17 protein-coding genes are annotated in these 15,430 nt (G+C 53.1%); 13 read left to right on the forward strand and 4 right to left on the reverse strand.

Annotated features, from left to right (window positions below; genetic code table 11):
- Positions 1-7: 7 nt before the first annotated feature.
- On the reverse strand, positions 8-520 hold the full coding sequence (locus EVJ20_RS02935) for a hypothetical protein (protein ID WP_236633493.1): 513 nt from the start codon (positions 518-520) through the stop codon (positions 8-10).
- A 157-nt stretch (positions 521-677) separates the two neighbouring features.
- Between EVJ20_RS02935 and EVJ20_RS02940 the strand changes: the two genes are divergently transcribed.
- From EVJ20_RS02940 to EVJ20_RS02965, 6 genes are all read left to right on the forward strand, one after another.
- Positions 678-1,859 (forward strand): DNA-binding protein, encoded by a 1,182-nt coding sequence (locus EVJ20_RS02940; RefSeq protein WP_236633494.1) that lies wholly within the window; start codon positions 678-680, stop codon positions 1,857-1,859.
- Positions 1,860-1,874: 15 nt separating this feature from the next.
- Complete coding sequence (locus tag EVJ20_RS02945) at positions 1,875-2,810, forward strand: CobW family GTP-binding protein (RefSeq protein ID WP_131507000.1); 936 nt, start codon at positions 1,875-1,877, stop codon at positions 2,808-2,810.
- Positions 2,807-3,589, forward strand: coding sequence for a 5'-3' exonuclease (locus EVJ20_RS02950; RefSeq protein WP_131465162.1), 783 nt, complete (start codon positions 2,807-2,809; stop codon positions 3,587-3,589). Before EVJ20_RS02945 ends, EVJ20_RS02950 begins: the two co-directional genes overlap by 4 nt.
- Positions 3,570-3,959 (forward strand): reverse transcriptase-like protein, encoded by a 390-nt coding sequence (locus EVJ20_RS02955; protein WP_131507002.1) that lies wholly within the window; start codon positions 3,570-3,572, stop codon positions 3,957-3,959. The genes EVJ20_RS02950 and EVJ20_RS02955 overlap by 20 nt, the downstream gene beginning before the upstream one ends.
- Before the next feature lie 110 nt (positions 3,960-4,069).
- On the forward strand, positions 4,070-5,470 hold the full coding sequence (fumC, locus tag EVJ20_RS02960) for a class II fumarate hydratase (RefSeq protein ID WP_131507004.1): 1,401 nt from the start codon (positions 4,070-4,072) through the stop codon (positions 5,468-5,470).
- Positions 5,471-5,640: 170 nt separating this feature from the next.
- Positions 5,641-7,131 carry a GGDEF domain-containing protein gene (locus EVJ20_RS02965; protein WP_131465158.1) on the forward strand — a complete coding sequence of 497 codons (1,491 nt, stop codon included), beginning with the start codon at positions 5,641-5,643 and terminating at the stop codon, positions 7,129-7,131.
- A 14-nt stretch (positions 7,132-7,145) separates the two neighbouring features.
- Here EVJ20_RS02965 and EVJ20_RS02970 read toward each other — a convergent pair whose 3' ends face one another.
- Together EVJ20_RS02970 and EVJ20_RS02975 are read right to left on the reverse strand one after the other, a co-directional pair.
- The gene (locus EVJ20_RS02970; RefSeq protein WP_131505003.1) at positions 7,146-7,631 is read right to left on the reverse strand and encodes a dihydrofolate reductase; all 486 of its coding nucleotides are present in this window, start codon (positions 7,629-7,631) and stop codon (positions 7,146-7,148) included.
- Positions 7,628-8,422, reverse strand: a complete 795-nt coding sequence (locus tag EVJ20_RS02975; RefSeq protein WP_131507006.1) for a thymidylate synthase — start codon at positions 8,420-8,422, stop codon at positions 7,628-7,630. The genes EVJ20_RS02970 and EVJ20_RS02975 overlap by 4 nt, the downstream gene beginning before the upstream one ends.
- A gap of 173 nt (positions 8,423-8,595) precedes the next feature.
- On the opposite strand from EVJ20_RS02975, the gene EVJ20_RS02980 reads away from it, so the two are divergent.
- The 3 genes from EVJ20_RS02980 (at position 8,596) to EVJ20_RS02990 (ending at position 11,077) form a co-directional block, all read left to right on the forward strand.
- The gene (locus EVJ20_RS02980) at positions 8,596-9,120 is read left to right on the forward strand and encodes a type 1 glutamine amidotransferase domain-containing protein (protein ID WP_070327347.1); all 525 of its coding nucleotides are present in this window, start codon (positions 8,596-8,598) and stop codon (positions 9,118-9,120) included.
- Between the two features lie 26 nt (positions 9,121-9,146).
- Positions 9,147-9,881: a Bax inhibitor-1/YccA family protein gene (locus EVJ20_RS02985; RefSeq protein ID WP_084812878.1), complete on the forward strand. Its 735-nt coding sequence runs from the start codon at positions 9,147-9,149 to the stop codon at positions 9,879-9,881.
- A gap of 80 nt (positions 9,882-9,961) precedes the next feature.
- Entirely contained in the window at positions 9,962-11,077 is a 1,116-nt protein-coding gene (locus tag EVJ20_RS02990; protein WP_131507008.1) for an NAD(P)/FAD-dependent oxidoreductase, read from the forward strand.
- A 36-nt stretch (positions 11,078-11,113) separates the two neighbouring features.
- On the opposite strand, the gene EVJ20_RS02995 is transcribed toward EVJ20_RS02990, so the two are convergent.
- Complete coding sequence (locus EVJ20_RS02995) at positions 11,114-11,689, reverse strand: TetR/AcrR family transcriptional regulator (RefSeq protein ID WP_236636153.1); 576 nt, start codon at positions 11,687-11,689, stop codon at positions 11,114-11,116.
- A gap of 111 nt (positions 11,690-11,800) precedes the next feature.
- Between EVJ20_RS02995 and EVJ20_RS03000 the strand changes: the two genes are divergently transcribed.
- The 4 genes from EVJ20_RS03000 (at position 11,801) to EVJ20_RS03015 (ending at position 15,217) form a co-directional block, all read left to right on the forward strand.
- Positions 11,801-12,673 carry an ABC transporter ATP-binding protein gene (locus tag EVJ20_RS03000; protein ID WP_201740699.1) on the forward strand — a complete coding sequence of 291 codons (873 nt, stop codon included), beginning with the start codon at positions 11,801-11,803 and terminating at the stop codon, positions 12,671-12,673.
- Positions 12,674-13,471, forward strand: a complete 798-nt coding sequence (locus tag EVJ20_RS03005; RefSeq protein ID WP_131505005.1) for an ABC transporter permease subunit — start codon at positions 12,674-12,676, stop codon at positions 13,469-13,471.
- Positions 13,472-13,535: 64 nt separating this feature from the next.
- On the forward strand, positions 13,536-14,348 hold the full coding sequence (locus EVJ20_RS03010; RefSeq protein WP_131465142.1) for an aldo/keto reductase: 813 nt from the start codon (positions 13,536-13,538) through the stop codon (positions 14,346-14,348).
- Positions 14,349-14,470: 122 nt separating this feature from the next.
- A complete protein-coding gene (locus EVJ20_RS03015) occupies positions 14,471-15,217 on the forward strand; it encodes a TspO/MBR family protein (protein ID WP_131440548.1) in 747 nt (248 codons plus the stop codon).
- The last annotated feature ends 213 nt before the right edge of the window (positions 15,218-15,430 follow it).

The following is a 15,430-nucleotide window of genomic DNA, read 5'->3' on the forward strand; positions in this document are numbered from 1 at the left end:
TCTTTTCTTATGCCGTTTTTATGTTGCGGTCATCATGGAGCGCCTCGAGGACGCGATGGATGGCGCAGCCACCGAGCAACGAGTCGAGTTGCTCGCACATTTGGGCGGGACTCGACCGATACAAGTGCGTATACGTCCGTTTCCACGAGCGGTCGGCCGACTGGATGCGGACGAGCAGGTCGGCGTGACCGAGCTCTTTCAGCTTATCGATATTCATCCGGTTCGTCCGGGCGAAGGCAGATAAGACGACCGCTTTCGCGAGCGGTGTTTGCACCGGATACCCTGAGACGATTAAAGCGGCCATCGCTCCTTTCATCTCATGCGCGACGACCGAGTCGATGAGGTCGTCGTGCGTATATGGATTTCCAGCGTGACCGGCGACTGCCTGCTCAAGCTCATTGTCTGATACGGGACAGACCGCCCCTTCGAGGATACCGTCAATCGTTGGATGGACATCTGCATAACGTGCCGCTTCCCCTGTCGCGATCAACCGTTCATACGTGTCTAGTAGTGAAATCATCATCATTCCCCCTTTTTGTAACTACTTATATCGTAACAATATAGGTAAGCGCTTTCAATATATTCCTCACAAGTTTCTGACCAGTAACGAAAGTATGTTCGCCTCGAACGATAAAACACGATACAATGGGCAAAGAGAAGAAAAAGGGGGTCATATCATGAATTATTATCAACAGATCGACGCGGTCGCAGGTGGTGGTACGTTCGACCGGGCCAGGTTTCAAGTTCCGAAAGTCGAGAAGTCGACGCTTCGGCTAACGGATTTGTCGGACGGGACACCGATTCAGACGAATGCGCTCGTCAGTTCGGTCGAGGTGCGGGAAGGGAAGTCTGGCGCCAAATGGTTGCAACTTAATTTGACGACGTCTGGCGGGCTGATCCGGGCCAAACATTGGCTGCGGGGCAACGAAGATCAACTGCTACCGATTTACGAATCGGGCGTGATCGCCTTAGAAGGAAAGATTGACGTCTATCCGAAGCCGGACGGCGCCAAATCGATTACGATCGATCGTGTCCAACCGATGTCCCGGGACGAGGCGGTGTCGCTCTTACCTGGACTTCCAGGCGACGAGACGTTCGATCAGTATGCCGAAGAGCTGTTCGCGATTTTGTCGACGCTGTCTCCGGACTATGAGGCGATCGCGTTGGCGCTCCTCGATCAATATTGGGACGATTTCGTATTGGCCCCGGCTGCGCTCTACCATCACCACAACTACGTCGGTGGACTGTTAAAACATACGGTCTGCATGTTGCGACTCGGTTACCGCATCCAAGAGCAAGACGATTATTTGGCGACTGCGTTCCGGATCATCAAAGAAGCCGAGCAGTTGCACAAAGTAGACGTATGGAATACGATGAACGGTGTTAAAGTCGAGCAGGCGTTCCGTGGGACGTTTGAGTCGCTCTATACGGCGTGTGAGGCGATGGCAGAACTGAAAGAACCGCTCCGCTGGGACGAGCTCGCGCTCGGTATCTTGTTCCATGATATCGGCAAGTTGTTCGAATACAGTCATCTGTTGTCGTCACCGAGACGGTTCGAGCAGCTGTTTTACGTCACCGGCACGAGTGAGACGACAGGGATCGCCATCAATCCGATGGGGAGTCTGGTCGGTCACATGCCATACGGAGGGCTGTTGTTCGAGAAGAGTCAACAAGCCGCCGGCATCACGTTGCCGCTTGACGTCCACCACCGGATTTGGCATATGATCTTGTCCCACCACGGAAAACGGGAATGGGGTTCTAGCGTCCTGCCGGCCACGACCGAAGGGTGGCTGCTTCATTTGATCGACTTGTTGGACGCTCGCTACGAGAAGTGGGCACGGGTCCACGAAAATTTATAAAGTGAGGTGCAAGGCATGATTCCCGTGCAATTAGTGACCGGCTTTTTAGGCGCCGGAAAAACGACATATATGAACCGTCTTTTAGAAGCGACGGACGAACGATTGCTCTTGATCGTCAACGAGCTCGGCTCGGTCAACATTGACGAACAATTGATCGTCAACATGGATCAAGAACAGATCGAACTGTCGAACGGTTGTATTTGTTGTTCAATCCAAAATGATTTGAGTAAGACGTTTTATCAACTCGCCTCGCGAGGCGAGTCGTTCGATCGCATCGTCATCGAGACGACAGGTGTTGCCGACCCGGCCCCAATCATCCAGACGATTTATTACGACGATTACTTACGATCGCGCTTTAAACTGACGGCGATTTTGACCGTCGTCGATGCGAGCCAGATGGACCGCGAACTGTTCATCGAAGGTATCCATCAAATCGCCTATGCCGATGTGATCTTGCTCAACAAAGTCGATCTCGTCAGCGAGGCCGAGCTCGGGCGTGCCCACGGCCGGATTCGTGAATTGAACCCGACCGTACGTGTCATCGAGACAGAGCAGACGGTCGGAGCGTATGAGTTACTCGAGAACACGTTCCAGCTCTCCCACATCGATGAACGTCTGCTCGGCGAGCTGACAGCCGGACATACGTCCGTCTCGACGCTGCGGGCTATCACGATCACGACCGACGTGCCGTTAAACCGCGAGCGGGTCACGCGTTACGTCAGAGAAGTGCTCATGCACTATGAACAAGACGTCTATCGTCTCAAAGCGATTGTCCGTATTGAAGGCGAGTCTTCAAAATTTGTCGTCCAGGCGACGAACCAGTTGATGGGCGCGACGTTCGCCAATGAACCGAGCGACGATACCCGGTCTGTTTTTGTCTGGATCGGCAAAGAACTTGACCGGGAAGCGCTTGAACGCGGGATGAAAGCTTGTGAGGTGAATGAACGATGAGATTGATGCTAGTAGATGGATTTAACTTATTATCACGTTATTATTTTGCGACCGAACGACGCCGAGCGCTCGACCCCGAAGTGACGTTGAAAGGTTTGCTCCGTAAAGTCGACGGCTGGACGAACGAGTTTACCCACATCGCTTTCTTTTGGGACGGACCGATTGAAACGACGCATCGGTTCGCCTTGTTCCCTGACTATAAGGCGACCCGGACCGGTCTACCGGAGCCGTTGTTTCATGATTATGTCAAACTGCGGGCCGCGCTCACGGAACGCGGCATCTTTCAGTCTGAGCTGGCCGGGTACGAGGCGGACGATTTGATGGGGGCCGTCGCGACGGCGTTTCCCGGAGAATCGTACATGTACTCGTCCGACCGGGACTTGCATCAACTGTTATCCCCGAACGTGTTTCAAATCGTCCCTAAAAAAGGTGAGGAACTGTTGATGAGCCGGGAATTGTTCGAAGCGACGTACGGGGTGAGACCGTTACAGTTCGTCGATGTGAAGGCGCTCCAAGGCGATGCGTCGGACAACATTCCGGGCGTCAAAGGGATCGGTCCGAAGACGGCGACGATCCTCGTGCAGTCATACGATACCGTCGAACAATTATACGAGCTGTTGCGAACGGAACAGTTGCTTGAAGCACACCAAAAGTATGCGAAAAAATTGGACGGTCACGAAGAAGTCGCGTTGCTGTCGAAGCGTCTGTCACAAATCGATATCGACGCTCCGATCGAGACCGACTGGGAGGCGTACCGCTTTGGTTCACGTTTATTTTGACGCGGCCACGAATCAACAGACCGGGGAGAACGGGCTCGGTGTCTGGCTAAAGGCGTCCGATGGGACGGTCATTACGTTCACAGAGAAGCGGACCGGGCTATCGAGCGTTCAAGCCGAGCTCGCGGCACTCGTCTTCGCGCTCAAACAAGCTGAAGCGCTCGAAGGGGAGTCGACGTTCCTGTTTTATTCAGACGCCGAGACAATCGTGCGTGCGCTCGAGCAACGCTTTATGAAAGACAAATCGGTCAAACCGCTATTTCTTGAGGCGTTGATCGCCTACGACGAACTGCCGGTCACGTTCATCAAGTGGATCCCACGGGCAGACAACCGGGCTGACTCGGTCGCAAAGGCAGCGCTGCTTGGCAGATGAAGAAGTCGAGACGTGTCTCGACTTTTTTTCGATTCTCATAGGCGCACGTTTCTTTTTTGCAAAAATTTCGCTAAAATGAAAGCGTAGTCAAAAAAAGAGGGGGAATTTTCATGGATTATCGGATCGAACGGGACACGATGGGGGAAATCAACGTCCCAGCTTCAGCAAAATGGGGAGCACAAACACAACGAAGCTTAGAGAACTTTAAAATCGGGACGGAGAAAATGCCGCTCGAAGTCGTTCATGCGTTCGCGATTCTGAAAAAAGGCGCGGCCTTGGCCAACGCTGAACTAGGGGTCCTCGAGCAGGGCAAGGCGGACATTATCGCCGAGGTCGCAGATGAGATTGTGGCGGGTGATCATGACGCCGAGTTCCCACTCGTCGTCTGGCAGACAGGATCAGGCACACAATCCAATATGAACGTCAACGAAGTGATCGCCCACTTGGCGAACGACAAGTTAAAAGCACGCGGGCAGGTGCTGACGATTCATCCGAACGATGACGTCAACAAGTCACAAAGTTCAAACGACACGTATCCGACTGCGATGCATATCGCCGCCATCCTTGCCGTCGAGGATAAAGTCATTCCGGCGATCGAAGCGCTCCATGCGACGCTCGACAAGAAGGCCGAAACGTATATGGACGTCGTGAAGATCGGGCGCACCCACTTGCAGGACGCTACGCCGGTCACGCTCGGGCAAGAGATCAGCGGCTGGGTCCGCATGCTTGAACTATCGAAACAGATGATTGAACGGACGCTTGAACCGTTAACAGAACTCGCGCTCGGAGGGACAGCGGTCGGGACAGGCATCAACGCGCATCCGGATTTCGGTGAAGTTGTCGCTGCCAAAATTTCGACTGAGACCGGTAAACGTTTCGTGACGGCCGTGAACAAGTTCCACGCGCTCACGAGTCACGATCAACTCGTCTTCACGCACGGGGCGTTGAAGGCGCTCGCGATGGACACGATGAAGATCGCCAATGACGTCCGCTGGCTCGCTTCTGGTCCTCGTGCCGGGATTGGCGAGATCACGATTCCTGAAAATGAACCGGGTAGCTCGATCATGCCTGGAAAAGTGAACCCGACGCAAAGTGAGGCGTTGACGATGGTCGCGGCCCAAGTGCTCGGCAACGATACGACGATCGGATTCGGCGCGAGCCAAGGGAACTTCGAATTGAACGTCTTTAAGCCGGTCATCATGTACAACTTTTTACAGACGTGCCGTTTATTGACAGACAGCCTCCATTCGTTCGATGTGCACTGTGCCGTCGGGATTGAGCCGGATTTAGATGTGATCGCCCATAACGTCGAGCGTTCGCTTATGCTCGTCACGGCGTTGAATCCGCACATCGGCTATGAAAATGCTGCGAAGATTGCCAAGCATGCCCATAAAAAAGGCATCTCATTGAAAGAGTCAGCGCTCGAGACGGGTCTATTGACTGAAGAGCAGTTCGACCAGTGGATTCGTCCGGAAGAGATGACATCACCTAATCTAAAAGTTGGAAAATAACAGGAAGAGCGGTCGCTGAACCGCTTTTTTTTTGATTTTATAGGACGTTTGAACTAGATTAATGTCAAACAATAGGAATTAAATGAGGAAATAGTTGTATTTTCGCGGGTGAAGTCGCATAATCAGAGACAGAAGCGAATATCGGGGAGAACGAAACTGGGGGGTCGGGCATGGAGCAACATCAACTCACAGATCGCGTATATGGAATTTTGGCGAAAATCACGGAAGCTAGACAGATTCAAAAAACCGAAATCGAATTTTTATTAGATTGGATGAAAACGGAAGTCAAAAACCGTCGACTCATGCATCTGCTTGAGATTTTTAGTCGGGTCGAGTCTGACGTGCGTGAACTGCCGCCCGTCTTGACGCAGTCAGAAGCGATTGCGTTGATTGCGCCGGTCAAACGTTATATTCATACGGTTTTGGGAATCGAACAAGAAGATGAAGACTTAGTATTGATTTTATCGGGTAGTTTCTCTACGTTTAGTCGCTACAAACCGAGAGTTGAAAAGTTAGGGGCGAGGCCGGTGTTTCTGCAGACGATCGCAGAAGCGGTCGAGTACGATTATGAAGACGTCCCGAAAGCGATCGTCATGGATGTCGAACTATGGTCTCACTTCCCAGAGCGAGACATTCAGTCGTTCGTCAGCAAAATGAAGAAACTCTATGTGCCGCTCATCGTCATCGGGACGAATGAGCATTATCGCTTGGCCGCTTATTCATACGGCTTTGATGATTACTGGGAATCGTGGATCCCGATGGAAGAACGGCTCGTCCGGCTCGGCTTACATATTGAAAAGGCACGGCTCGTCTCGAACGCGCTTCTCGTCGATGAATTGACGGGCGCTTTTAACCGTAAATACTTAAAAGCGACGTTCAGCCGGTTCGTCTCCCGCTTAGAACGTTCCGGAGAGAGCTTCACGCTCGCGCTTTTAGACATCGATCACTTTAAGCAGTTAAATGACACGTTTGGCCATGCGTATGGCGACGAAGTGTTGCATCGCATCGCCGAAGAGATCCGTCTAGCCATCCGCTCGAGCGATGAGTTGATTCGGTACGGCGGCGAAGAGTTTTTGGTCATCCTTAACGTTTCCGACCGGACCGTCGTCGACGCGGTACTTGAACGGGTCAGGACGCGGATCGAGCAGATGGAGTTTCCTTATGAGCACCATGTCACTGTGTCGATCGGTTATACGCGCGTCTGTCAGACCGGGATGACGCTCGGAGAGTGGTGCGCCTATGCCGACGAGGCCTTGTATAAAGCGAAGCGTGACGGGCGTAACCGCATCATCCGTTATTCGTCTGCAGTTCGAGAAGAGAAGCGTCTCGCTTATGTGACGATGAGCCCGCAAAAATACGCCTCACTAGCCGAACAGCTGCCGAAACAACATCGGCGCTACGAGGTCGTCTATCGACCGTACGACTTATACGCCTGTAACGATAACGTCGAGATGTTCATCTTAGACGAGTCGGGGTCGACCGCGACGAAAGGGACGCTATCGGCCGTGAAAGAACAACGCGGCAAGTATAGCCATATCCTTGCCGTCACGAAGCGAACGGCGACCGAGCTCGGGACGCTGTACGATGATTTGGCGGAGCAAGACCGTAACGACGTCATCACAGAAAAAATTGAGCAATGGCTTGAAAAATTACCGGATTGAAAAAGACATCGATTTCATTCGATGTCTTTTTTGTCGTATTGGCGGAACGTGAAACTATAATCATGTCGCTCATCTTTCGGATGGAACTGTTCTTCCGTGACGATGAGATTTTGCGGCGTGAGCGGGTAATACGTGTCCGCCTCGAACGTCCCGTCGACTTCGGTAATATAGAAGCGTTCGGTGACTGGCATCGTCTGTTCATAAAGCGTCGCCCCGCCGATGACCAAGAAGTCCTCGGTGTCGCGCGCGGTGAGGATGCGATCGAGGTCGTGCCAGACTTCGACGTCGGGTGCTGAAAATTCACGGTTCGACGTGACGACGATGTTGCGCCGGTTCGGAAGCGCCCGGCCGATCGATTCAAACGTCTTTCGACCCATGACGACCGTCTGACCCGTGGTGACGGCTTTGAAGTATTTCAAGTCGTCAGGCAGGCGCCAGAGCAAAGCGTTGTCTTTCCCGATTTCACGATTTGATCCACAAGCGACGACATGGATGATCATACGCTGACCGCTCCTTTAATGTGCGGGTGCGGGTCGTAACCGACGAGTTCAAAGTCCTCGAACCGGAAGTCCTCGATCGATGATACGTCACGCAAGATGTTCAGTTTCGGAAGCGGGCGCGTGTCACGCGTCAGCTGCAGCTGCACTTGCTCGAGGTGATTATGATAGATATGCGCGTCACCGAGCGTGTGGACGAAATCGCCGACCTCAAGACCGGTCACGTGGGCGACCATGTGCGTCAACAAGGCGTATGACGCGATATTGAACGGCACGCCGAGGAACGTGTCGGCGCTGCGTTGATACAACTGGCACGACAGTTTGCCGTCGGCGACGTAAAACTGGAACAACAGATGGCACGGCGGGAGCGCCATGTCATCGAGTTGACCAGGGTTCCAAGCAGACACGACGAGTCGACGAGAGTCGGGATTCGTCTTGATCTGTTCGATCACTTGGGCGAGTTGATCGACACTCGAGCCGTCTGGTTTCGGGAACGAGCGCCACTGGGCACCGTATACCGGGCCAAGATTGCCGTCCTCATCCGCCCATTCGTTCCAGATACGGACACCGTTGTCTTGTAGGTAACGGACGTTCGTGTCGCCAGAGATGAACCAAAGCAGTTCATGGATGATCGAGCGCGTATGTAATTTCTTTGTCGTGATGAGCGGGAACCCGTCCTGCAGGTTGAAGCGCATCTGATAGCCGAACACGCTCGTCGTACCGGTACCGGTCCGGTCTTCTTTGACGACGCCGTGGTCGAGAATATGGTTACATAAGTCGTGGTATTGTTTCATGGTAGGTGTGCCCCCTTTTCAATCATTCATTTCTAACGTTATCACATCTACCACAAGATGTAGATGATTTCTTGACTGTAAAATCGATATACAGCTACGAGACAGTGATTATTCGTTTTCGGGATGTCCGATTTCGGGTATACTAGGGAAAGACAATTAAAGGGAGGGATTCGATGAAGTTACAAGGTATGAATATTTTGCAGATCGTCAGTGACGACTTTGAAGACTTAGAGCTCTGGTATCCGGTCCACCGGTTACGTGAAGAAGGGGCGAACGTCATCCTCGCCGGCGAGAAAGCGGATCACGCTTATATTGGGAAGTATGGCGTCCCGGCCAAGTCGGACGTGGCGTTCGACGACGTCGACATCTCGTCGTATGATGCGTTGCTCGTCCCGGGCGGCTGGTCGCCCGACTTGTTGCGCCGTTTCGACTCGGTGAAAGGGTTCGTCCGCTACATGGATGAGCAAAAACGGCCGATCGGTCAAATCTGTCACGCCGGCTGGGTATTGATTTCAGCCAACATCCTTCAAGGCGTCAACGTGACGAGTACACCGGGCATTAAAGACGACATGGAAAACGCGGGCGCGATCTGGCACGATGAGCCGGTCGTCGTCGATGGCCATATCGTCTCGAGCCGTCGTCCGCCAGATCTGCCCGACTATATGCGTGAGTTTATCAAGGTCATGGCCAAAAACTGAAAAAAGAATAAAGGAGATTTCTACAGTTGAACTTAAAATCTAACCCAATTCTCCGTAAATCGATGGAGTCGACTGCTTATAGCACGGAGCCGATGACGAAAGCCGGTACGTGGTCGAAAGTGTTCACGTTGCTCTTGCTCGTGACGGCCGCGGCTGGTACGACATGGCTGCTCGTTCCGACGATCGGGGAAGCGCTCTTGTTCCCACTCATGATCGGCTCGCTCATTCTTGGCTTGATCATGGCGCTCATCATCACCTTCAAACCGAACACGGCGCCTGTCGTCGCACCACTCTACGGCATCGTCGAAGGGGTGTTCGTCGGTTCGATTTCGTACTTCTTTGAAGCGATGGCACCGGGCATCGTCGGTCGCGCCGTCTTGACGACGTTTATCGTCGCGTTCGCGATGTGGTTCGTCTATTCGACCGGGCTCGTCAAAGTGACGCAAAAGTTCCGGGCCGGTGTCACGGCCGCGATCTTCACGGTCATGCTATTGTATCTCGTCCAGATCGGCATGAGTTTCTTCGGTTCCGGACTTCCGTTCATGACGGGGTCGTCACCGCTCGCGATCGGTGTCCAGTTCGTCATCGTCATCATCGCCTCACTCGCGCTCGTCCTCGACTTCGACTATATCGCACGTCAAGTCGAAGCCCGGGCACCGAAGCAGTTGGAATGGGTGGCGGCGTTCGGATTGATTGTGACGCTCGTCTGGCTCTATATCGAATTGCTCGACTTATTGTACCGCCTCGCGATGCGAGACTGATCATCGGCCTTGGGCCGATGATTTTTTTAGGAAGACAGGAAAGGATGTGACCGCCCTCGCGATTAAAGGGGGCGAAACTTATGAAAAAAATTATTATCATCGGTTCGGGCATCGTCGGCATCTCGGCTGCCTATCATTTGGCCGGGAAAGCCGACGTCACCGTCATCGATCGAAAAGAAGTGGGCCGGGCGACCGACGCGGCCGCAGGCATCGTCTGTCCGTGGATCGCCCAACGCCGCAATAAAGCCTGGTACGCGCTCGCCAAAGGCGGTGCCCGCTATTATAGAGACGTCGTCGCCGAGTTAATGAATGAGGGTGAGCGTGATACCGGCTATAAACGCGTCGGGACGCTCGCGTTGCATGAAGACAAGAAGTTGAACGAGATGCTTGAGCGGACGACGCTGCGCCGGGAAGAGGCACCAGAGATCGGTGAGTTAACTCGACTGTCGGCTGAAGAGGCGAAAGTTCTTTTCCCACCGCTGTCAGATGAATACGATGCGCTCCTCGTCGAGGGCGGGGCCCGCGTCGATGGCGAGAAGTTGCGCGCGGCGCTCGAACGTGTCGCCGTCAAACGTGGCGTGAAACTTATCGACGGCTCTGCCGTTCTCGTCGAAGAAGACGGCTATCACGTCGAATGTGACGGCGTCCGCTACGATGCGGACGAAATCATTTTGGCGTGTGGGGCCTGGTTGCCTGAACTGCTCGAGCCGATCGGTTATACGGCACGCGTCTCGGGGGAGAAAGCGCAAATCGTCCACGTCCAGTTACCAAACGTCGATGCGTCAGATTGGCCGGTCGTCATGCCGCCGCGACGCCGGTATTTGCTCGGGTTCGAAGGGGGTCGGGTCGTCATCGGTTCGACGCATGAGCGGGGTAAGGCGTTCGACGCACGCCCGACGGCGGTCGGTGTCCATGAAGTGCTCGCAAAAGGTCTAGAGTCGGCGCCTGGCTTAGCAGAAGCCGAATTGATCGAGACGCGTGTCGGTTTCCGTCCGGTCACACCGAACTCGATCCCGATTCTCGGTCGTGTGCCGGGGGCGGAGAAATTACTCGTCGCCAACGGTCTCGGTTCATCGGGCTTGACGGTCGGCCCGTTTATCGGCAAAGTACTTGGAGACTTGGTGCTGACGGGAGACTGCGAACTTGATCTGTCGCTTTATCCGATAGAAGACCATGTCTACCGACAACTGCAGTGAACGAAACAGGCGACAATCCGCGGATTGTCGCCTGTTTTAACGGCTTCGTCGCATGATCCCGTGCAAGAAAAAATGAAAATACTCCTTCATCGTCTCGGTCATTTCGTGCGACGCGAAATCTGGATCTGATAAAACTGCCTGTTGCATCAAGCGAACGTAACGAAGGTAAGCATCGGTCGATACGTCTGGGTCGATCGCCCCGGTCGTCTTGCCGTACTCGATCAAGCTTCGAAACGCGGCATAGCCACGGGCCGCGAGTTGTTGCCATGACGGGTCGGCCGTGACGATTGATAACACCGCGTCATCGAACAATGCCGCCGATTCAATTTTCCGTCTTAATATCTCAATCAGTAACTCCTCGAACGGGATGTGTTCCCCGATGCGCTCCTCGATCCAGCCCATCTCATCTTCGGTCAGACACGTGAGCACTTGAAGGACGACTTGTTCCTTCGAGCCGAAGTAATTGTAAATTGAGACAGGTGAGACTGAGGCAGAGCGGGCAAGTTCACTGATCGTGAAGCGTGACTGCTTCTCGCTCATCAGCGACTTGGCGGCGTCAAGTATGGCCCGTTGTTTCGTCTCCGTCCGTTTCGTAAAACCGTCCACCTTCATCCCTCTTCTCCATTGTTTTGTAATCAATATACCATTTCCATTTCAAAAAATAACGTGATATACTAGTTTTGTAATCATATCATGTTTATATTTCAAAAAGGAGAGGGCGAAATGATCCAAATTGAGAAGTTGACGAAACGGTTTGACCAGACGCACGGCATTTTCGACGTCTCGTTCCGTGTCGAGCCTGGCACCGTTTTCGGCTTCATCGGTCCGAACGGGGCCGGGAAGTCGACGACGATTCGTCATTTGATGGGACTGCTCCACGCCGACTCAGGGAAAGCGACCGTGATGGGGCATGACTGCTGGAAGGAGACCGAGACGGTGAAAGCGCTCGTCGGCTATTTGCCAGGTGAGATCAACTACCCGCAAGACATGACCGGGGAAGAAGTCATTCGTCTCACGAGACGCCTTCACGTTACGAGTGCGGAGCGGGAGCGTCAATTGCTCGACGTGTTCGCTTTCGATACGGGTTTGAAAGTCCGGAAGATGTCGAAAGGGATGAAGCAAAAACTCGCCATCGTCACGTGTTTCATGAAAGACGTTCCTGTGTATGTCCTCGACGAGCCGACGAGCGGGCTCGACCCGCTCATGCAAGAGCGTCTCGTCGACTGGGTGCTCGCTGAAAAAGCAGCCGGGAAAGCGATTTTGATGAGCTCGCACCACTTCCCGGAAATGGAGAAGACGTGTGACCGGGCCGCCCTCATCCGCGACGGCCGGATGATCATCGAAGAAGAGATGGCGGAGCTGAAACGGCGAAGCAAAAAGACGTATCGCATCGGCATGAAAGACGAGGCGGCGGCGATCAAATTGAGCGAACAGATCGGGACACGTGAACAGACATTCGTCACGGTATCGTTATCGACGTCAGAAGAGTTGAACGGCTTGATCGAGCTGCTCGCCCGTCACGACATCGCGTCTTTGACGAGCGGCACCGACGAACTCGAGCACATGTTCATGCAATATTACGGGGAGGCGACTTAAATGGTACTCGTATCGTCACTGTTCAAGCAAAATCGGGGTTGGATATTAGGTTACGCGCTCGGGACGAGTGTGTACTTGTTCTTCTTGGCGGCCATCTTCCCATCGATTCAAGAGACCGGCCTGATCGAAGGGAAGCTCGATTCACTGCCGCCAGAGCTGCTCGACGTGTTCAAGATCGACCCGAATCTCGCGATGGACAACGTCATCAACCTGCTCGCCGGGAACTATTATGGGCTCATCTTCTACGTGCTCGCCATCTTGTTCGCGTTGACGTTTGCGTCAAGGCTCATGGCCAAACCGGTCGACTCGGGCGAGGTCATGCTCTACATGGCGGCCCCGATCTCAAGAAGCGGCTACGTGACGGCGAGTATCGCCTTGCTGGTCATCGCGACCGTCTTGTTCGTCGGGTTGAACGGGCTCAGCCTAATGCTCGCGAACGTGTTGTTCGACTTAAACATCGATAGCGGTCTGTTGTGGACGTTGCAACTCAACGCCGGTCTCATCTTGCTCGTCCTCGGGTCGCTCGCTTACGTGCTCGCGAGCCTGTTCGATGACAGCACCCGGTCGTACATGGTCACAGGCGGCATCTTTTCAATCTTCTTGATTGCCAACATCTTCTCAGGCTTCAGCAATCAACTCGACTGGTTGCGAAACCTGTCGATCTTCTCTCTATTTGACGCAAACGCATTGATTCAAGGCGATTCGGTTTGGTTGTCGTTGTTTTGGCTGACAGCGCTGAACGTGTTGATCATCGTCTCCTGCTATGGCTGGTTCACACGGAAAGACTTGACGATTTAGTTTTTCGGAATAAGATGTCGGGTATGTTACAATCAGCTCGACAGATTAGAAAGGGGAATGATTTATGCAACTCGCAACGTTACGAAACGGCGTTCAAATCCCGATGATCGGATTTGGCGTCTGGCAAGTAGACAATGAGACCGAGGCGCCGCAAGCTGTCGCCGAGGCGTTGAAAGTCGGGTACCGTCACATCGATACGGCGGCCGTCTATAAAAACGAAGAAGGCGTCGCCAAAGGGATTATGACTTCAGGCGTCAACCGCGCCGACATCTTTTTGACGTCGAAGATTTGGAACGAGGACATCCGTCAAGGACGGACGAAGGATGCGTTCGACGAGTCGCTCGCTCGCCTCGAGACCGACTATTTGGACTTGTGCCTGCTTCACTGGCCGGTCGACGGTTTCGTCGCCGCTTGGAAAGATCTTGTCGACTTGTATGAGGCCGGAAAAATCAAAGCGATCGGCGTCTCGAACTTCAAAGAGCATCATCTTGAAGCGTTGAAAGAAGCGGGTCTGATGACGCCACTCATCAACCAAGTCGAACTTCATCCGCAACTCCCGCAACCGGACCTCGTCGAGTACTGCCAAGATGAAGGTATTCAAATCGAGGCGTGGAGCCCGCTCATGCAAGGAAAATTCCTCGATGTCCCGGTGTTTGCCGAAATCGCTGACAAGTATGGGAAGACACCGGCTCAAGTCGTCCTCCGTTGGCACTTAGAGACAGGGAACGTCGCCTTGCCGAAATCGGTCACACCACACCGGATCGAAGAAAACTTCAACGTCTTCGACTTCACACTCGATGCTGACGATATGGCGAAAATCGATGCGGTCGCGACACATGAACGCATCGGTCCAGACCCTGACACTATTGAATTTTAAACCGATTGAGACTCATTATTTGAGTCTCTTTTTCATTTCGCTTGTGTATGAGCGGAGACACACGGGTATAGAATACTATGTTAATAAAGGAGGTGTCAGGTCTTCTTCGGAAGATCCTATTTATGGACTTGTCAAAATGGCCTTTAGTCAACTGGCTGGCGTTTTTAGCGACAGTCGTCATCAACTACTTCGCGAGCGGTGATAACGCGGCAGTGTCAGACCGGATCGATATTTATTTCAAACCGGCTGGATACGCTTTCTCGATTTGGGGACTCATTTACGTCGCGCTCGCAGTATGGCTCGTACTCCAATTGAAGAAAGGGTCGGTCGCGAACCGACAGGCTAACCGGATGAAGGCAGGCTTCCTCGTGTCGTGTATTTTGAACGGTCTTTGGCTGCTCGCGTTCACAAACGAGTGGTTCATCGCCTCGCTCGTCGTCATGGCGGCGTTTTTAGCGACGCTCGCTTGGTTGTATTACATCGCCTTCCGCACGTCGACGAGCTGGCTTGACCGTTTCCCATTCTCGGTTTACCTCGGTTGGGTGTCGGTCGCGACGATCGTTAACGTCTTCATCGTCATGAAGACGGAACGGATTACGACGTTGCTCGGCTTAGATGAGTTGGCATGGACGTCACTCATGCTCATGGTCGGGGTCGTCCTCGCTTTGGTGTTCATGTGGTGGCACCGCGACTTCATCTACCCGCTCGTCTTCGCCTGGGCGTATGTGGGCATCTTCGCCCGAATCGACAACGGGACGCTTTACGTCGTCCTCGTGAGCGCGCTCATCGTGCTCGCGCTCGGTTACGTCGGCTTGATCATTTGGAAACGGCCGCGTTCGTTTTTGCATCACTCCAGAAAAACAGTATGACAAGCAAAAAGATAGCCTAAACGGGCTATCTTTTTCTTTGGGTATAACAAGTTCTGATGAACCTATACATAAATATATTTGATGGATAAATATTCATTATGGATTATAAGTTGTTTTTAAAAATCCCTTGATATCAAATATGTATCCGCTTTCAAAAAATATTCATTCCGTTACCGTTATGCAAAAATTCATTCAACATACTTGATTTTTCAG

It is taken from the genome of Exiguobacterium sp. SH0S1 (assembly GCF_004337165.1).
Lineage (GTDB): Bacteria > Bacillota > Bacilli > Exiguobacteriales > Exiguobacteriaceae > Exiguobacterium > Exiguobacterium aurantiacum_A.